The organism is Oceanobacillus sp. FSL W7-1309 (genome assembly GCF_038002145.1).
In the GTDB taxonomy this organism is placed as follows: domain Bacteria; phylum Bacillota; class Bacilli; order Bacillales; family Amphibacillaceae; genus Oceanobacillus; species Oceanobacillus profundus.
This window is the reverse complement of the sequence record NZ_JBBOBX010000001.1, coordinates 1,518,516-1,537,638: the sequence shown is the minus strand read 5'-3', so window position 1 is coordinate 1,537,638 and position 19,123 is coordinate 1,518,516. Positions and strand designations below refer to the sequence as shown.

The following is a 19,123-nucleotide window of genomic DNA, read 5'->3' as shown; positions in this document are numbered from 1 at the left end:
TTATCCTGTTGGTCTTATTTTATACATGTGCTATAGGAAGCTAATTACTATAAGCTTATGTATCAATTATTATAATCATTCATTACTTCAACAAACGCTTTTCCTCCCAGCCATGACTCACAAGCATCTGCCGCATGCCCGATGCTACGCTCAACATCTTCCTTCTCTTCCTTTGGAAAGGAGCCTAGCACGTAATCCACTACTGGAACAGGCGATACAGGTCTGCCAACTCCAAGACGAATACGTTTAAATTCCTTTGTTCCTAAGTGAGCTATTGTTGATCTTACACCATTATGACCACCATGTCCTCCTTTTTGACGAAGGCGAATCTTCCCTGAAGGAAGGTCAAGGTCATCATAAATTACAAGAACATCTTCTAAATCAACATCATAATAATCCATTAGTGGACGAATAGATTCTCCAGAAAGATTCATATATGTCTGCGGTTGAAGGAGTATAAGCTTTTCACCAGAATAATTCTCCAGTGCATAATCGCCTTTAAATTTCGTTTTATCCAATTTCCAGTGATGACGATCCAATAATTCATCAATCACCATAAAACCAATATTATGACGCGTTTTTTCATATTTTTTACCAGGATTACCCAATCCTACAATACATTTCATCTTAACATCCTCCTAAAAGTGTATGTTCAAAAGGAGGATAAAAAGGACTTTTTGAACTTCCTCCTAAAGAGGGATTCAATACAACAACCCCTCCTACTAAGAATATACTACCAGATTCTTAAAGGAGGGTACATGTTGTTATTCCATATCGTTGTTATGCTTCTTCTGAATTATTCTGCTCTTTTCCAACTAATTCTGGTTCAGCAGATTCATCCGGAGCCTGTTCAATATCTTCCATCGTATCAGGTGCTACAATTGTAACAACTGTTGTTTCAGGATCTTCCAAAATCTCAAAGCTTCCTGTAACTTTTAAATCACCTACTGTTAATCCTTCTCCTAAACCAAGAGAGGAAACATCAACCGTGATTTCTTCCGGAATATCACTAGGCTTTGCACGTACCTGTGCTTCATATAACGGTTGCTGTAATACGCCTCCGTCTTTTGAGCCTTGCGCTTCTCCTTCTAATCGAATAGCTACAGCCACGTCCATTTCCTCCGCCATATTTACAACGTAGAAATCGACGTGAATTAACTGATCATTAATTGGATCCATTTGATATTCGTGTAGCATGACATCGACCGAGCTATCATTTTCGATATCAAGGGAAATAATTGCGTTTCTACCTTCATCACGAACAGTTTTCAATAACTCGATACTATCCACTGCTACATTCTTTGATTCTTTATTTTTCCCGTAGACTACTGCTGGAACTTGTCCGCTTAGTCTAATTTCTTTATTTGCTGATTTTTTAAGACTTTCCCGTTTCGCTGCTTTTAATTTTACTGCCATGTTCATCATCCTCCAATTTTTAATCCAGCTCCAGCTCCCAGCGACTAGCGAGACTTCTCTCACCTCAATAGGTCGCTACCCGGTCGCCTCCACCTTCGTTCATACTCTATTTCTAAACAAAATATGTGTAAATCACGGAGTTAAAAAACTGTTAGTACAATTAATTCCCGAAATTCGGTCAATCTAAACCATTAATCAAATAAGATACTTACAGATTGCAATTCATGCACACGTACGATTGCTTCTCCAATTAACGGTGCGACAGATAAAGCGGTAATTTTGTCACTATGCTTTTCTTCCGGAAGTGGAATACTATTCGTAATGACAAGCTCTTTGATCTGTGAATTATTAATACGCTCTATTGCAGGTCCAGATAATACAGGGTGTGTACAACAAGCATACACTTCTTTCGCTCCATTTTCTATTAAAGCGTTCGCAGCAAGTGTAATTGTTCCTGCAGTATCAATAATATCATCAATTAAAATAGCTGTTTTTCCTTCAATGTTCCCGATAATATTCATGATCTCAGCAACATTTGGACGTGGACGTCTTTTATCAATAATTCCAATTGGAGCTTTTAGACGATCTGCCATTTTACGTGCACGTGTAACTCCGCCATGATCCGGGGAAACAATAATCACATCTTCTAGTTCTTTCGCTTCAAAGTAATCTGATAAAATTGGAACACCTTGTAAATGATCAATTGGAATATCAAAGAAACCTTGAATTTGCGGTGCATGTAAGTCAAGCGTAATAACACGATTTGCACCTGCTGTTTCAATTAAGTCTGCAACCAATTTAGCTGCAATTGGTTCACGTGACCGTGCTTTACGGTCCTGCCTTGCATACCCATAATAAGGCATAACGATATTGATTGATTTTGCTGAAGCACGCTTTAGCGCATCAATCATGATTAACAGTTCCATAATGTGCTGATTAACGGGAGCGCAAGTGGATTGGATGACATATACGTCACACCCACGAACACTTTCTTCGATATTGATTTGCACTTCACCATCGCTGAATTTGGATACGGTACATTTTCCTAATGTCGTTCCAATATGGGCAGCAATATCCTGCGCTAATTTAGGGTTGGAGTTCAGCGACAATACTTTCAACGATGAATCCTTATAGCTAGATGCCATGAAATATAACCTCCGTTAATCTTTTTTTCTATTTTTTAAATTTGCTACGTAACCGTCTTTATTCGTTTGTCTTGCTCTTGCGATAGATAAGGCATCTTCTGGGACGTCATCTGTGATTGTAGATCCTGCGGCAACATAAGATCCTTTTCCTATCGTTACAGGTGCGATAAGGTTGGAGTTACAACCAATAAATGCGTCATCCTCAATTGTCGTCAAGAACTTGTTTGTTCCATCATAGTTTACTGTTATTGTACCACAACCAACGTTCACATTGCTTCCTACATTTGCATCACCAATATAACTTAGGTGCGAAACCTTGCTATTATCACCAAGTGATGTCTTTTTTATTTCTACGAAGTTACCTAGTTTTGCATCGTTTCCGATAGTTGAGTCTGGCCTTATATGTGCGAATGGGCCAATGTTAACACGATCTCCAATTCTGCTTTCGTTTGCTACACTGTGTTTAACAACCGTACTTTCTCCAATATAACAATTGTTAACCTCACTATTTGGTCCAATTTCTGCATTTGCTTTAATCGTCGTCGTTCCTTTTAAAACTGTTCCGGGGTGAATGATAGCGTCAGATTCAATCACAACATCTGGCTCAATGTATGTATTATCTGGGTCGATAATCGCGACACCATTTCGCATATGCATTTCATTAATACGCTTTTTCATTGTCTTTTCTGCTTGTGCAAGTGCAACTCGATCATTAATCCCTAATGTTTCATCAAAATCTGGCGTTAAATAAGCGCTAATTTTCTGGCCTTTATTTCGCAGAATTTCGATGACATCCGGCAAATAATACTCACCTTGTGCATTATCATTGGAAACCTCTTGTAACGCAGCAAAAAGCGCCTCATTATCAAAACAGTAGGTTCCAGTATTGATTTCGTTAACAAGAAGCTCTGATTCAGTTGCGTCCTTGTGCTCGACAATTCGTTCTACTTCGCTTGATTCATTGCGAATAACCCTGCCATAACCTGCCGGATTTTCTGTCTTAGCTGTCAAAATTGTTGCGCTGGCACCTTGCTGTTCATGATAGGCGAATAATGCTTGGTAGGTCTCTCCCGTGATTAAAGGCGTGTCACCACAAGCAACAATAGTTGTACCTTGTTTTGTTTTAAGCAAATCCTCCGCTTGCAACACCGCATGGCCTGTACCTAACTGCTCTTCTTGTATAACAAATTCACTGACGTTCCCAATTTGCTCTTTTACCTGTTCAGCGCCAAAGCCAACAATAGTTATCATTTTATCTAAATGTACGGTATTTAACTGATCTATTACATGCTTTACCATCGGACGTCCAGCGACAGGGTGCAATACTTTATAAAGCTTTGATTTCATTCTCGTTCCTTGCCCTGCCGCCAGAATAACAGCATAACGATTATTCATAAGGTAACCTCCAGGTTTTCTAATTATCCATTTTAAAATATATCGTAAAAAACGTTTGATTTCAACAGGTTAGGGGGAGGAAATCATATGAAACGGAGCTATTCAACCTATGTTGATTTCACTAATTGGATTTGTTTTGAATCAGGGGAGATATTTTTTATATACGGAGAGCTTTTTTATATAAGGCGTATTCAGTCCTTCTGCCAATTGTAATAAAAAATATGACAGGTATATTTCGGAATATATTACCAGTTAGCTTACCACAAAGAAAAAAGGCTAACCTAGAACAGATTAGACCCCTTTTTAATATAGTCATGACGATTTAGGAAGCTCCCGCCTCTTCGTATTTAACTTCACTTTCTCCTGCCCGGCGATATTCTTCCAGCACCGCATCTTGAATTTTAGAACGAGTACCAGAGTTTATCGGGTGTGCAATATCGCGAAATTCCCCATCAGGAGTTCTTTTAGATGGCATTGCCACAAACAACCCGTTATTTCCATCAATGACACGGATATCGTGAACAACAAATTCCTGATCTAACGTGATAGATGCAATTGCTCGCATTCTGCCCTCTGTATTAACGCGGCGTAATCTAACGTCTGTTACTTCCATGATGTTTCACCACCTTTTCCCATTTGAACTTACTGTAACTAGTTCAACAAAAGAATTTAAAATCCTGCTTAAAATATAAAAAAAGTTAAATATTTTAAATATAGGATGTTTTTTTAGAAAAAGGTGGATTCATTCATAAATTGCCATCTTTCAATCGGGATCATTCAAAATTGGTGAGATCTTCCACAAAATTCCCTGCTTGAATTTCAATCGTATGATGTCGCATATCTACATTTGATATTTTAACAAGTGATGTGTAATGATCGACAATTCGTTCTTCTTCTTCGTCGTCTGCTTCTGCAAGTACACCAATCGCTTGAACATGGGCATCAAACTCAGATAACAGATTAATCATACCTGTAATTGTTCCGCCAGCTTTCATGAAGTCATCGATGATGCAAACATTTGCCCCTTCTTCCAGACTGCGTTTTGGTAAGACCATTGTTTGTATTTTCCTAGACGAACCAGATACATAGTTAATACTAACCGATGATCCTTCTGTCACCTTGGGGTCCCTTCTTGCAATGACTACTGGTACATTCAAGAAAGATGCAACAGCATATGCCAAAGGAATCCCTTTCGTTGCTACTGTTACAATCACATCAATATCCATTTTGGAAAACTTCGAAGCAAATACACGACCGATTTCTCTGACGGTCTGTGGGTCACCAAGTAAATCGCTCATGTAAAGGTATCCCCCTGGTAATATTCTGCTCGGGTCTTCTAATTTTTTTCGTAACTCCTCAATAAATTGCATATTATTTTCCTGCGAATATTCAGGGATATACTTCACCCCTCCACCAGCACCAGTGGATCGTTGCAGATATCCCATGCCTTGACTTTGAAAAACAGCATGTATTATATCTAAATCTTCACTAATAGAAGACTTCGTTGTATCACATAACCTTACAAAATAAGGTAATTGTATATGTTTCCGTGGGTTCTCCAGAAAGAAATCAGTCAAAACAACTAACCGGTTACTTCTTTTCATTTTCACACCTCAAAACCGTATATTTAATTAATAATATACCATTTTCATACGTTTTTTGGCAATATTTACCCTAATAATCGAACAAGGTAAACCTCGTCGCAAAATCCGCGCATTCCGTTATAGATTCGCTTTGCTTTACTTTGGTGCTCAACCAATCCGTAAATCGTAGGTCCACTCCCGCTCATTAAAACACCAGCAGCACCTGCTTGAATCATTGTTTCTTTAATACGTTCCACCTCTGGATGGAGCTTAAACGTAACAGATTCTAAGGAGTTGCCAATATGCCTGCAAAGGTTATTGAAATCCTGCTTTTCGATTGCATGCAGGATTTGATTTGTATTAGGATGGGTAAGTTTGTCCACGTTCACTTGGCCAAAAATTGTCTTCGTCGATACACCAATATCCGGCTTTGCTAATACTACCCAACAAGGGGGTGGAGAAGGTAGCTTTTCGATTTTTTCTCCATAACCTCGCGCAATTGCGGTGTTACCATAGATACAAAACGCCACATCCGCACCAATTGTAGAGCCAAGCTTTGCCAACTCATCGAGTGAGATGTCTAATGACCATAATCGATTGAGCCCTCTGAGTACTGCTGCCGCATCTGTACTCCCCCCGCCAAGACCTGCTGACACTGGTATATGTTTTTCCATATTAATATGGACACCTGTCTTAATTCCATAGGTATCTTTAAAAGCACGTGCGGCCTTATATGCCAAGTTCCGTTCATCATTTGGTACATACCTGCTTTCAAGAGCTATCACAATTTTATCCTCTTCCAAAGCATACAATTCAATGCGATCAGCTAAATCAATCGTCGTCATAATCATTTCTACATCATGATACCCATCCGTTCGTTTTCTTAATACATCAAGGGATAAATTAATTTTTGCAGGAGCTTTTTCCAATATTATTGTCATTAACGTCACCTACCTTGCCACGTACTAAAAAATATAAATAATTGTACCATATTAAAAAAGCATAGGCGACCAGATTGAAGTTAGGTCAAGTTTTGAAAGGCATGTGAAAGGGTGAAGATTGAGTGCAAATGGTTTTCACTTCCTAAAAAACGGTCGACTTTTTAACTAAATATGAAAAGAAGCAAACCCCTTAGGATTTGCCCCTTTGCATTTGCTGCTCGGCTATTTCAATTGCGCGTTTCACCATATTACCTGCATCACGCGCTTTAATGCCACCCCAGCCCTCTTGTTGGACAGTGTCGTAAAACCCTAACTCCTTAGCAATTTCTTCTTTCAACTGGTCTGACATCATTCCTCTACGTCTTCCCACGAAAGAACAGCCCCTTTCCATTTTAAGTTAGTTTACCCTTACGACATGCTTAGTTTATGTCTATATGCTAAATCAAAACGAGTAAGAAGTATGAAACAATGGAAAGTTACACCTTTTAGGACAAAAGCAGAAGTGCCTAATTAGTGGTGTACGGACTAGCCCGCACTTTGGAATTTTGGCAACTAAAAACACCGATTAAATTTCACACTTTTTTCCAATAAAAAACAGCAGACAACTGTCTACTGTTCCATTAATAACGCTTTATTCCGTTCATCTAAAAATTTTAATTCTACCGTCTCTGTCAATATGTCTGCATAGCTGTATGAAACACGTTCGAATGCATTTTCGTCTTGGTCAAGCTCAACAATGAAGACTGAAGGATACGTCTCTGCAAGTACTCCCGATCGTATCACCGTTTTCCTTCTCCCTCCATTGGCTTTTAATTTCAACCGCTTTCCAACATGGCATTCAAGACCTTGCTTAATTTCGATTAATGTTTTAGCCACTACACTCCACCTCACTAGTTAATAGTGTAACATAAACTTGTCCGACAGTCAAACAAAACTTAATATTATATCAGTAAGTCTTTTTACCTGTCAACAATAATTTTTGTCTATTTCTTATATTATTTGCATATGTTAACAATTTATGTATAATTTTGCCGAAAATTTTTATCGAACTTTAGCATAAATTTAAATACACCATTTCGCGGTGCTAAATTCCTTTTGAATACTCACCCCTTACTATAAAAGCAGAAGCGCCCAGTTAGCGATGTACCGAGGTGAGAGAAGTCCCCTGCAGATTGAACGCTTCTTGGACGCGGATGGCATTTCAGTATTTTTTTAGTTATCTTTGTTTAGAAAGGACAGCAATATTCTTTTATTCCTCATCCTCACCATTTTCTAAATAAGGCAAACCTGTACGAAGTAGACCTCTCGTCTCCACTCCACCCATTCCTTTTTCCCCCGTCATCGTGTTGCGTAATGCATCCCATACGCTAACACTCTCCATAAATGGGGTATAGGCTATTTTAGCCGCAATATAAACAGGGTCTAATGCATGAATATTTACCCTTAATGGAGAGCTGGCATAATTGGCTCCAGCACGTATAAGTGATTCAAAATGTGATTGGCAAGCACCTGCAAAGATAACAAGCTGGTCTAAATTAGAGCTTTTCCTCCTTGCCTCTCGTACAGTTTCGGCAAAATATTTAGAATGACGATAGGCTCGTAAGTCATTTTTAAATCCTTTATTTTTTGAATAAGCATCATGCCCTGTAATAACGATAATATCCGGTCCTATTCTTTCTACTAAGCCGCCAATTTCATCCGGCATTTCTTTCTCATTTAAATGAACTCCATGCACCTGTAACCCAATGCGCTGGTACAGGGAAATACATTTTCTTAAGTACATCGGGTCTCCATCTAAATGGAGGACCTTCGCAGGGAGCTGAAAAAATTTGGCATTATTCAAATAACCATCCGTTGAATGGTACATTCTTTTTTCCTTCATCAACTGATAATCCTGACGAAATAATCGATAGGAAAATTCTTCTTTCTCCTTTTCCTTCTGTTGCCGCCTTTCTACATCCTGACGCTTTGCTACAACAAGATCATGAAGTGGAGCATCTACCTCAAGTCGCATTTCTGCACCATGTAGAATTGCTGTGTTTTTATTTATTGCGGCTACACGGAATAGCAGGTCATGCTGATAGGAACTACGTGTAACAAGTTCTCCAATAGTTATGCCCATATATCCACCTCTTAGCCTTCGGTTATTCTATAGACTATGTGATGGCCTAGAAGCCTGTGCTTAGAAATATCAGGCATGGGCGTTCATGAAAATTTAAAAAGGAAGAATCCCTACATAAATACACTTCGTAAGGACCTGAGGAAATCTGGGGAGCTCGTGGACGTTAGAAAACAAAGATAAATGATAGAGAAGATTTAAATTTTTTTATTTGTCAAAAAAGCTATTGTCACAGCAATACAACAATAGCTTTTTTGCATTATTTATTTTTATAAAATGTATTCGAAAGTAAGGCAAACTCTTCCATATTAAGTGATTCACCCCGTCTGGAACCATCGATTCCAGTGGTATCTAAAATCGATGTAATTTCTTCTTTTGTAAATTGCTCTTTAAAAAAGCTAGTTAGGTTATTGCGCAATGTCTTTCTTCTTTGCGCAAAGCATGCTTGCACAAGCTCAAAAAAGAAATCTTCATCTACTACTTCAACCGGAGGCTTTTCCCTTATTACAAGCTGCAAAATACTCGAATCCACATTTGGCTGTGGCATAAACACGCTTTTCGGTACGGTCATAACAACTTTCGCCTCTGTGTAATACTGAACGGCAATGGTCAGTGATCCATAGCTCTTACTATTCGGCTTTGCAGCCATTCGTTCTGCAACCTCTTTTTGAATCATAACAGTCAAGCTTGTTACCGGTAATCTATCACGAACAAGCTTCATTAAAATCGGTGTCGTAATATAATAAGGCAGATTTGCAACAACATGAATTGGCTGATCTGGTTTGAAATGTGTACGAATGACAGTTTCCACATCCGCTTCTAAAATATCCTGATGAATAACTTCTACGTTGGAATAATCGTGAAGCGTATCCTTCAAGATTGGCAAGAGCCGCTGATCAATTTCGAAAGCTACAACCTTGTCTGAATGAATTGCCAGCTGTTCCGTTAACGCCCCCATCCCTGGTCCAATCTCAATTGCACCAGCTGCTTCATCAATCCCAGCATGTTTAATAATATTCTCTAATACATTGACATCTACCAAGAAGTTTTGTCCAAGACTCTTTTTAAAAGAGAACTTGTATTTATTTAAAATCTCTTTCGTTCTTGAAGGAGTTGCTATATATTTTTTAGACATCCTTTTCCTCCTGTTGGATCACTTTTATAGCTTGCTCAAATTGTGCTTTTGTTATTTGGAATTGTGTTAGTCGTTTCAGCAGCTGCTTTCCATTCGTATGCCCGATTTGCAAGAATTCACCAAGTTTCTCCCGTCGTATGCTTGCTTCCCGTCCACCAATCAAACCATGTTCAATTAAATCTGCTTTTTCAATCTCACTTTCGCGTATATCTGCTAATTCATATACCTTTTTTAGTGCATGCCGAATCGTTTCGATACTAGCATGTTCAATACCGAGACTTTTATTTTTCGGATGCTTGGCCCTTGCTTGATCTCTCGTAAGAAAAGCATGCTTACATCCTGGAACAGCTTGATCGACAATATGGCGAATACGCTCACCAGGATAATCTGGATCTGTAAAAATAATGACACCGCGCTTTTCTTTCGCATGTCTTATTCGAGCTAACGTCTCTTTATTAATAGCTGATCCATTCGTTTCTATTGTATCTGCGTCAACTGCTTGTTGAACTTTCGTTGTGTCGTCTCTTCCTTCAACAACAATAATTTCTTTTATTTTCAATCGATTTCCTCCACTGCTTTATCTTTATACGGTTCTACAAATGTTAGATGACCGGAGTATTTTTAAGCAAAAATACTGGACTTTTTAAGCACCTTCTATAATAAAATAATGCTCTTACCATTTTAGCATGATAAGAGCATTTTATTCTATCGTTTATAAAGTGAAACTTCACAGTAGAGATTACAACAAACCTTCATAGTATGATAAAAACGTATCTTATTAATTCAACACCTTAACTTGAACGGTTTTCACTCCCCATGAATAAGCATCAGATTTGGATGGTACATGGACATCGATGCGATTTCCTTTTATATTCCCGCCTGTATCACCTGCAATTGCTTCTCCATAGCCTTCAACCCATACCTTCGATCCAAGTGGAATTACATTCGGGTCCACAGCAATTACTTTCATATTCGGATTAGCTCCCAAATTAATTCCTGTAGCTGTTACACCTGAACATCCACCACATTCTGACGTAAATGCACTTGCTGTCACTGTTATTGTTTCCCCGTCTTGACTACTGTCCTTTGGTGTTTCATTAGCAAGTGTAACAAGATTTGACTCCTGGACTTCTTCCTTTGTACCAACTGCTACCACACGCGTAACACTTTCTTCTTTTACATCTTCACTAACTAATTCACGGCTTACTTCCTCACCGTTTTCCTTGGTTACTTTAAAACGCTTTGTAACCGTGCCTTCTTCACCTTCTGAAATAACCTTCTCTTCCCCTTTTAAAAGCGAGCTATCTTGACGTTCTTCTATGTCAAATGCGATGGTTTCTGTAACTTCTTCATCTTCGATAGCTACACGTACAATGGCAATCGTTTTCCCTTTGGTTACTTCTTCATCAAGCGCTGGGGTGATTCGATCATCCGAGTCTTTTTCATAGTCTATATCAGCTTCCTTTAGCAGATCGTTTACTGTTCCACCTGTTGTCCAGACCTTTTTCTTTTCGCCGCCGTCATTGATAGTTACCTGATATGCCTTCTCAACCTCGATATGTAAGCCATCTTCCGTTACCTCTGCTGGCTGATGAGATATTTCATCACGTTCTTGGAAAGATAAATCTTGTTCACTTAGGAAATCTTCAATTGTATCTGCAGTTGTATAATAAACCTGTTCTTTACCATCAATACTTACTGTAATTTGCTTTGCAGTCTTATACGTTATTTCCATTCCATCTTCAATGGATTCTGCCTCACCATGAGATAAGAAATCGTACGTTCCAACAGTTATTCCTAGTTCTTGAAGCAAGTCTCCAACTGTATTTGAGTTTGTGCTGATTGTTTGTATTTCTCCGTTGTCTGTCATTACTACTTCAGCTTTCGTTGCTTCCACTAGTACAAACACTGAAAATAAAACAAGTGCTAAAACACCAATACTTGAAATAACCAGCTTCTTTTTCGATGCCGGCAAAAGCTTATGAACTAATTCCATGTGCCTGCCCCCTTATTCCCAATTGATTATATAAACAGAGAGTGGCAAAGTCAAAGCCACTGGGGTTACGATTCATTTACAGTTATATTACGCATTTTTTATTTTCTATGGAATTGAGTCTACAAAAACAAACTTAACCTTGATAAATCAATGTTATTCTATGTTACATAATTGAAATAAAAGGGAGACTGCTAGCGTTATCAGTCTCCTTTTTCCTTCCATATTTAGGGCGTATTGTTACATAAAATTACTGTTATTTTACTTCACATCAAATAAATTACATGCATTTCGGGTTGTAGCTTCACCAATTTCTTCAATGCTCATTCCTCTTAATTCAGCAATTTTTTCCGCTACTAATTTTACATACGCCGGCTCATTACGCTTCCCGCGATTTGGGTGTGGTGCAAGATAAGGTGCATCTGTCTCAATTAATAATCTGTCTAGTGGTACCTGCTTTGCAACCTCTTTCGGTAATGGTGCATTTTTAAACGTAACAGGCCCGCCAAGTGAAATATAGAAATTCATGTCCAGACATGCTTGGACATAATCTATGGAATCATTATAGCAATGCATGATTCCTCCAACTTCCTTCGCATCTTCTTCTTGTAAAATCTCGATAATATCTTCTGTTGCCTCACGGTTATGGATAATAATTGGCATCTTTACCTTTTTAGCTAAATGGATTTGCTTTCGGAATACTTCCTTTTGTACGTCCTTCGGGGATTTATCCCAATGATAATCCAGCCCCATTTCACCAATGGCTACAACCTTTGGATGGGCCGATAATTCCTCAATCCAAGCAAGATCTCCCTCTGTCATATCAATCGCATCGACTGGATGCCAGCCAACAGCTGCATAAATATTTTCATTCTGTTCTGCAATTTTGATTGCAAGTGGAATCGTTTCTCGGTCAAATCCAACAACAACCATTCGCGTAACACCTGCATCTAACGCCCGACTGATTGTTTCTGGCAGGTCTTCTGCAAATTGTCTTGCATTTAAGTGGACATGTGTATCAAATAGCATATTTTTCATCCTTTTCATTTGTAAATTGTTAAGCTTAGAGTTAGTGCGCTGGCTCGGACTGTCACTCCTCCTGGCTACTATTGTGAACTTCAATAATTATAATGTAAACTTCAGCATTTTTCCTTTAATCATCAGCAATCCCCTAAAAAAGTGCTCCAATTTGATCATCTAATTGCAAATACCCTGCTAAGAAATCAGCAGGGTATTTATTAATCGTTATGCAATTTCAGATCCATTTGGAGCATTAACTGGTGCTTCAATCACTTGTAATTGACCATCATGCTCAGCAGAAAGAATCATACCTTGACTAATTTCTCCGCGCATTTTTCGTGGTTTTAGGTTCGCTACAATAACTACCTTCTTCCCAATCAAATCTTCTGGGTTTGGATAGAATTCAGCGATCCCTGATAAAATTTGGCGATGTGCCTTGTCGCCAGCATCGAGACGGAATTTTAGCAGCTTATCAGCACCTTCCACTTTGCTGCAATCAATCACCTCAGCTACCTTTAATTCGACTTTATCAAAATCATCGTATTTAATTTGCTTATCCTTCGTTGAAACAAGTTCTGTTTCCGTTGGGTCCCAATCACTAGCTTCTTCCTCTTCCAGCTTAGTTCCACCAGCCATTTGTTCACGAATATAACCAGCTTCCTCATCGATATCCAAACGCGGGAAGATTGGTGTCCCTTTCGCTATAACTTTCGTATTTCCTGGGAAATGACCGAAATGAACTGTTGCAAAATCACCTGCAGCATCATCATGGATACCTAGTTGCGCAAATATTTCCTTCGGCGCATGCGTCAGGAATGGCTGTAAAAGAATTGCAGAAACACGTAAGCTTTCAGCTAAATGAGCCATAACACTAGAAAGTTCTGACTGCTTATCTGCTTCCTTAGCGAGCTTCCAAGGCTCTGTTTCATCGATATACTTGTTCGCACGGGAAATCAATGTCCAAACATGGCTTAGGGCACTACTAAATTGCATGTTCTCCATTTCTTTTTGATAATCAGCAATTGTTTTTCCTGCTGTAGCCTTCAAATCTTCATCAAAAGTTGTGACATTTCCATTGAGTGCAGGGACTTCGCCGTCAAAATATTTGTTAATCATCGCTACCGTACGGTTTAATAGGTTCCCTAAGTCATTCGCTAAATCATAATTAACTCGCGAAACAAAATCCTCTGGTGTAAAGATGCCATCACTTCCAAATGCCACTTCACGCATTAGGTAATAGCGCAGAGCATCTAAACCATAGCGCTCCACAAGCATTTCTGGATAAACAACATTTCCTTTTGATTTCGACATTTTGCCGTCTTTCATTAGTAACCAGCCATGGCCAAAGATTTTCTTTGGTAATGGTAAGTCAAGTGCCATTAACATAATTGGCCAATAAATTGTGTGGAAACGAACGATTTCTTTTCCAACCATATGCACATCTGCTGGCCAATATTTATTAAATAGGCTTTGATTATCTGTTCCGTAGCCTAATGCCGTTATATAGTTAGATAAGGCATCAATCCATACATAGACAACATGCTTCGGATTGCTCGGTACTTTCACTCCCCAAGAGAAAACGGTACGCGATACCGCTAAATCCTCTAATCCTGGTTTAATAAAGTTGTTAATCATCTCATTTTTACGAGATTCCGGTTGAATAAAGTCTGCATGTGTATTGTAATAATCCAGCAGGCGATCCGCATACTTACTCATTCTAAAGAAATACGATTCCTCTTTAATCAATTCCACCGGATGCCCGCTATCTGGTGATTTTCCAGCAATAACATTTCCGGCATCATCACGCTCTACATCGACTAATTGTGTTTCCGTATAGAACGTTTCGTCTGGAATCGAATACCAGCCTTCATATTCATCTAAATAAATATCTCCTTGTTCTAAAAAGCGTTCAAAAATATCGGCAACTACCTGTTTATGTGTCTGATCCGTTGTGCGGATAAATTTATCATTGCTTATATCAAGCAGTTTCCATAACTCCTGCATGCTCTCAGCCATACCATCAACATATTCCTGTGGCGTAATGCCTAACTCATTCGCTTTGTTTTCAATTTTTTGCCCATGTTCATCACTACCTGTTAGGTAGAAAACGTCAAACCCTGTCATTCTCTTATAACGTGCCATCACATCGCAAGCAATCGTTGAGTAGGCATTCCCAATATGTAACTTTCCGCTCGGGTAATAAATTGGGGTCGTTATATAAAAAGTCTTTCTATCCTGTGACATGCATTTACCTCCTAGGTCCAAACCAAATTATTTTATAAAATCTATTGTAGCTATTATAACGCAATTTGCCAAATGCTGTGTAATAGAACAAAAGTATATAACGTCTCATAAGTTGAAGATAGTCTCGCTAAGCCTCGGGCGCTTAAGCTAGTTAAAAAAAGCAACTTCGTATGTATTTATTATTATAGTTAACCAACATATTAAACCGATTATTTAGATAAATAAATTTTCCCACTAATACTAAAATTTGTTGACAGAATAATCAATAGTTGATATCCTAATGCTAATATAGGTGTCGAAATATGGCGTTTTTTTGTTCCAAAGAAAAAAATTAAGGCAAAAAGCACAAATATCTTCTTTCTGAGAAGAATTTTTTCGTGTTTTTTCCCAAACCTTGGGGGAGGAAAATAATGAAATCTACTGGTATTGTACGTAAAGTTGATGAACTAGGGCGAATAGTCATACCTATTGAACTTCGACGCACACTAGATATCCATGAAAAAGATACAATGGAAATTTACGTAGACAATGATAAAATTGTCCTTAAGAAATATAAGCCAAATATGACTTGCCAAATTACAGGCGAAATTTCGGACGATAATCTGTCTCTAGCTCATGGAAAGCTTGTCGTTAGCCCAGAAGGCGCACACGCACTTTTAGAAGAAATTCAATCGCGCTTAAAATAGTTGGCGCAAGTCTCCAAACCAGGAATAAACTAAAACTACAATCACAAAGAGAGCTGACGCTTGTTGATAGCACGTCAACTCTCTTTTTTAGTGGATGAAGTAAAAATTCATTAATTTTATTTATAATCTTGAAATATCCTTTCACCTTTCAACTTGCTCATCCAATATGATACATCTGGTAAACATCGCGTTTTGGAATATTTCGATCAACCGCCACTTGCTTGATTGCATCCTTACTCGAAAATCCTTTTTCTTCAATATAATGATTAACATGCGCAACAACAGATAATGATTCCCACCATAAGTTATCGGCTTCTTCCTCTGCAGCAAGGGTTGACCCTTCGACGACGAGCACAAATTCACCGCGCATTTCCTGACTTTCAGCCCACTCAATTAATTCCTCCACAGTTCCCCGAACAAATTCTTCAAATCGTTTCGTCAATTCACGGGCAATTGCGATATTCCGATTTCCAAGCTGTTCATGAATTATCTTTAACGTATCCTTTATTCGATATGGAGACTCATAAAAGAGCAATGTTGCTTTCAACCGTTTTAAACGATCCAACTCAGACGCTTTATCCTTCTTCTTTCTTGGTAAAAATCCATAAAAATAAAATTCATCTGTTTTTAAACCAGAACCAATTAAGCCGCATAATGCAGCATTTGCACCTGGCAGGACGACGACGTTTTGATTTTCTTCAATTACAGCTTGAACAATTTCAACCCCAGGATCCGAAATCGTCGGCATTCCGGCATCACTTACAATAGCGATTGATTCGCCACGCTTGATTTTTTCCAATAGCTGCTCTTCCCTAGCTACTTTATTATGTTCATGATAACTAATCAAAGGCGTTGTAAGCTCAAAATGATTTAGAAGCTTTTTTGTATTTCTTGTATCTTCGGCTGCAATTAAACTAACAGATTCTAGAATTTTCAGCGCGCGATAGGTAATATCCTCAAGGTTACCAATCGGTGTTGGAACAACGTATAAAACGCCTGCTTTTTCATCGTCAAAGCTCTTTTGAATGTTCATATTGCAACGTCTCCTTCTGCTTTTCCTGAATCAGCAGCTTTTTTTCATTTCGTGAAAGCTGTTTAATCCGATATTCCTGTTGCATCGCTGCTTCCTTCGTCAAAAAACGTTCCACAAATACAACCTGAAATGGCCCTCTTCCACGTGTATATTTCGCACCTTTACCAGTTTCATGCATGTTTAAGCGACGCTCTAAATTATTTGTATATCCTGTATAAAGTGAACCATCCTTGCATCGAAGAATGTAGACAACATGTTCACATACCATAAATAATTTCCTCTGCTTCCTTGGTATACGTACCGTCCTCTTCATAGATATATAATGGCGGCAGGATTTTCAAGTCTGCTTTCCCATCCCGGACACCTTCAATTAAAAGCATATTTGCTTCCCTTTCCCGCTTCGGATATACAAGCTGCATACGCTTTGGTTCTAATTTATACTTTCTAAAAAGCTCTATTATATCAACGAGTCTCCCTGGTCGATGGACCATCGCGACTTTCCCGCCTGGTCGAACATGTAATTTACAGGCTTTTACAACATCTTCTAACGTACAAAATACTTCATGCCGAGCAATCGTCAAAAATTCATTATGATTATGTTCTGTACGGGAAGGTGTTTTAAAATATGGAGGATTACACGTAACGACATCAAAACTGCTTTGTCCGAGTATCGGCTGCATTTCCTTTAAATCGCCTTGTAGCATCATTAACTGATTGGAAAGTTTATTTAACTCCACATTCCTTTCTGCCATATGAAAAATCCGCTCTTGAATTTCTACACCTGTTATTTCAGCGTTTGTTCTTTTTGATAGGAGCAGGGGAATGACACCATTGCCGGTGCATAAATCCAATATTTTCCCTCGCTTTACGGGCACATAGGCAAAATGAGCAAGTAATACTGCATCCAGGGAAAAGGCAAAAGCTGTTGGGCTTTGGATAATTTGCATCTGCTCATCATTTAACAAATAATCCATACGTTCGTCATTAAATAATTGTACCATGGTTAACTCCTTACTATTTAACGTTGTTCATAAAACTGTCTAATGAAAAGAAAGCTGCCTCGGACATATATCGAGACAGCAGTAATAGCCTTCATTTAAAAAACGTGGCATCCGTTAAAGAGATCCTTAGATGGTCGTTCTTTGCTTTCTAAGGATCCCTTCTAAGTTGGAGTTCGTGTCTCCCTAAGCGAATACCTTCGTTGCACGTATGCAAAAAAGCTTTTATTTTGTTTTCTCAAAAAAGTCAAGGCAGAAAATACAGTCTTCATCTCTCCTTGGGCTTCCAAATTCCAGATTACATATATGAAAACCTTCTTCATATAATCTAGCAAGATTATCATACCCTTCACCAGGGAAGCTACCTTTGGAAGTTTTCTTATCTGACGCTTCATCCGCAGCTTCCTTTTGATGATCGAGATGATTACGCAAATTGTGATTTTCTACAGCTAATCGATGATTTTCCTCGAGCAACTCACTTAATCGCCCCTTTAAATCACCAAGCTGTTCATACAGTTCACCAATTTGCTTTTCCATATCCGAAACCTGGTCAAAAATTTCTCTGTTCCTCACGCCCACTCACCTCATCATTCTGTGGCTTGCGCTAAAATTCCTTCATCTATTAATTCATCTAAAGTATATTCAACAACGCGTTCTTTTTCCGGAATTTCGATTTGGATGAGCCGCTCAAGTATATTGAGACCAACTACTTTTCCTTTTCCATATGGCGTTACAATTGCTTCGCCAATATCCGGCAAATCACGCTTTGCAGTTTCATACGTATCATTTTCATATTTTAAACAGCACATGAGTCTGCCGCATAACCCAGATATTTTAGCAGGATTAAGGGAAAGATTTTGATCCTTCGCCATTTTTATTGATACTGGCTCGAAATCCCCTAAAAACGTTGAACAACAAAGCATTCTGCCACAAGGTCCAATACCACCAAGCATTTTCGCTTCATCGCGCACACCAATTTGGCGTAGTTCAATTCTCGTTTTAAACATGGAGGCCAAATCCTTCACTAAGTTCCGGAAGTCGACCCTGCCATCTGCTGTAAAATAAAAAATAATTTTATTGCGATCAAATGTGTACTCTACTTCAACCAGATTCATATCAAGCTTATGCTGCTCAATCTTATCTGAACATATATGAAATGCTTTATCCGCTTGCTCTTGATTTTCTAAAACGGATAGCTTATCTTTCTCGTCAGCAATACGGATTACTTTTTTCAATGGGAGGACAACATCTTCTTCATCAACATGTTTATTCGTAATAACTACCTTCCCAAATTCAATCCCTCGTATTGTCTCTACTATAACATAACTATCCAAGGAAATCGTATCTGTTCCTGGATCAAAATAATATATTTTACCCGCTTTTTTAAAACGGACACCAATAACTTCAATCATTAC

The 19,123-nt window shown here is 38.5% G+C and carries 21 protein-coding genes; 1 reads left to right on the top strand and 20 read right to left on the bottom strand.

Features of this window, described 5'->3' with window-relative positions:
• Window positions 1-62: 62 nt before the first annotated feature.
• The 15 genes from pth to metG all read right to left on the bottom strand — a co-directional run bounded on the left by pth (window position 63) and on the right by metG (window position 14,991).
• A complete protein-coding gene (pth, locus tag NST46_RS07060) occupies window positions 63-626 on the bottom strand; it encodes an aminoacyl-tRNA hydrolase (RefSeq protein WP_095314423.1) in 564 nt (187 codons plus the stop codon).
• 154 nt (window positions 627-780) lie between these two features.
• Complete coding sequence (locus NST46_RS07055) at window positions 781-1,416, bottom strand: 50S ribosomal protein L25/general stress protein Ctc (protein WP_095314425.1); 636 nt, start codon at window positions 1,414-1,416, stop codon at window positions 781-783.
• 191 nt (window positions 1,417-1,607) lie between these two features.
• Window positions 1,608-2,561: a ribose-phosphate diphosphokinase gene (locus tag NST46_RS07050; RefSeq protein WP_095314427.1), complete on the bottom strand. Its 954-nt coding sequence runs from the start codon at window positions 2,559-2,561 to the stop codon at window positions 1,608-1,610.
• Between the two features lie 15 nt (window positions 2,562-2,576).
• Complete coding sequence (glmU, locus tag NST46_RS07045) at window positions 2,577-3,956, bottom strand: bifunctional UDP-N-acetylglucosamine diphosphorylase/glucosamine-1-phosphate N-acetyltransferase GlmU (protein ID WP_118889288.1); 1,380 nt, start codon at window positions 3,954-3,956, stop codon at window positions 2,577-2,579.
• 322 nt (window positions 3,957-4,278) lie between these two features.
• The gene (gene spoVG, locus NST46_RS07040) at window positions 4,279-4,569 is read right to left on the bottom strand and encodes a septation regulator SpoVG (RefSeq protein ID WP_010648994.1); all 291 of its coding nucleotides are present in this window, start codon (window positions 4,567-4,569) and stop codon (window positions 4,279-4,281) included.
• A 160-nt stretch (window positions 4,570-4,729) separates the two neighbouring features.
• On the bottom strand, window positions 4,730-5,560 hold the full coding sequence (gene purR / locus NST46_RS07035; protein ID WP_118889289.1) for a pur operon repressor: 831 nt from the start codon (window positions 5,558-5,560) through the stop codon (window positions 4,730-4,732).
• Window positions 5,561-5,625: 65 nt separating this feature from the next.
• Entirely contained in the window at window positions 5,626-6,480 is an 855-nt protein-coding gene (ispE, locus tag NST46_RS07030) for a 4-(cytidine 5'-diphospho)-2-C-methyl-D-erythritol kinase (protein WP_118889290.1), read from the bottom strand.
• 190 nt (window positions 6,481-6,670) lie between these two features.
• A complete protein-coding gene (locus NST46_RS07025) occupies window positions 6,671-6,850 on the bottom strand; it encodes a small, acid-soluble spore protein, alpha/beta type (protein WP_095314433.1) in 180 nt (59 codons plus the stop codon).
• Window positions 6,851-7,089: 239 nt separating this feature from the next.
• Window positions 7,090-7,356 carry a biofilm formation stimulator Veg gene (veg, locus tag NST46_RS07020; RefSeq protein ID WP_095313908.1) on the bottom strand — a complete coding sequence of 89 codons (267 nt, stop codon included), beginning with the start codon at window positions 7,354-7,356 and terminating at the stop codon, window positions 7,090-7,092.
• A 373-nt stretch (window positions 7,357-7,729) separates the two neighbouring features.
• A complete protein-coding gene (gene yabG / locus NST46_RS07015) occupies window positions 7,730-8,602 on the bottom strand; it encodes a sporulation peptidase YabG (protein WP_118889291.1) in 873 nt (290 codons plus the stop codon).
• Window positions 8,603-8,858: 256 nt separating this feature from the next.
• Window positions 8,859-9,734, bottom strand: a complete 876-nt coding sequence (gene rsmA, locus NST46_RS07010) for a 16S rRNA (adenine(1518)-N(6)/adenine(1519)-N(6))-dimethyltransferase RsmA (protein ID WP_118889292.1) — start codon at window positions 9,732-9,734, stop codon at window positions 8,859-8,861.
• Window positions 9,727-10,293 carry a ribonuclease M5 gene (gene rnmV / locus NST46_RS07005; protein WP_095313912.1) on the bottom strand — a complete coding sequence of 189 codons (567 nt, stop codon included), beginning with the start codon at window positions 10,291-10,293 and terminating at the stop codon, window positions 9,727-9,729. The genes rsmA and rnmV overlap by 8 nt, the downstream gene beginning before the upstream one ends.
• 219 nt (window positions 10,294-10,512) lie before the next feature.
• Complete coding sequence (locus NST46_RS07000; protein WP_340002658.1) at window positions 10,513-11,730, bottom strand: ubiquitin-like domain-containing protein; 1,218 nt, start codon at window positions 11,728-11,730, stop codon at window positions 10,513-10,515.
• Window positions 11,731-11,988: 258 nt separating this feature from the next.
• The gene (locus NST46_RS06995; RefSeq protein WP_118889294.1) at window positions 11,989-12,756 is read right to left on the bottom strand and encodes a TatD family hydrolase; all 768 of its coding nucleotides are present in this window, start codon (window positions 12,754-12,756) and stop codon (window positions 11,989-11,991) included.
• A 216-nt stretch (window positions 12,757-12,972) separates the two neighbouring features.
• Window positions 12,973-14,991 carry a methionine--tRNA ligase gene (metG, locus tag NST46_RS06990; protein WP_341136987.1) on the bottom strand — a complete coding sequence of 673 codons (2,019 nt, stop codon included), beginning with the start codon at window positions 14,989-14,991 and terminating at the stop codon, window positions 12,973-12,975.
• Between the two features lie 410 nt (window positions 14,992-15,401).
• Between metG and NST46_RS06985 the strand changes: the two genes are divergently transcribed.
• Window positions 15,402-15,677, top strand: coding sequence for an AbrB/MazE/SpoVT family DNA-binding domain-containing protein (locus tag NST46_RS06985; RefSeq protein ID WP_095313918.1), 276 nt, complete (start codon window positions 15,402-15,404; stop codon window positions 15,675-15,677).
• A gap of 157 nt (window positions 15,678-15,834) precedes the next feature.
• On the opposite strand, the gene rsmI is transcribed toward NST46_RS06985, so the two are convergent.
• The 5 genes from rsmI to NST46_RS06960 all read right to left on the bottom strand — a co-directional run bounded on the left by rsmI (window position 15,835) and on the right by NST46_RS06960 (window position 19,120).
• Window positions 15,835-16,710, bottom strand: a complete 876-nt coding sequence (gene rsmI, locus NST46_RS06980; protein ID WP_341136986.1) for a 16S rRNA (cytidine(1402)-2'-O)-methyltransferase — start codon at window positions 16,708-16,710, stop codon at window positions 15,835-15,837.
• Complete coding sequence (locus NST46_RS06975) at window positions 16,688-16,978, bottom strand: GIY-YIG nuclease family protein (RefSeq protein WP_095313922.1); 291 nt, start codon at window positions 16,976-16,978, stop codon at window positions 16,688-16,690. Before NST46_RS06975 ends, rsmI begins: the two co-directional genes overlap by 23 nt.
• On the bottom strand, window positions 16,968-17,711 hold the full coding sequence (locus NST46_RS06970) for a tRNA1(Val) (adenine(37)-N6)-methyltransferase (RefSeq protein WP_118889295.1): 744 nt from the start codon (window positions 17,709-17,711) through the stop codon (window positions 16,968-16,970). The genes NST46_RS06975 and NST46_RS06970 overlap by 11 nt, the downstream gene beginning before the upstream one ends.
• Window positions 17,712-17,933: 222 nt before the next feature.
• Window positions 17,934-18,281, bottom strand: a complete 348-nt coding sequence (yabA, locus tag NST46_RS06965; RefSeq protein WP_095313925.1) for a DNA replication initiation control protein YabA — start codon at window positions 18,279-18,281, stop codon at window positions 17,934-17,936.
• A gap of 14 nt (window positions 18,282-18,295) precedes the next feature.
• Complete coding sequence (locus NST46_RS06960; protein WP_095313927.1) at window positions 18,296-19,120, bottom strand: PSP1 domain-containing protein; 825 nt, start codon at window positions 19,118-19,120, stop codon at window positions 18,296-18,298.
• Window positions 19,121-19,123: the final 3 nt, after the last annotated feature.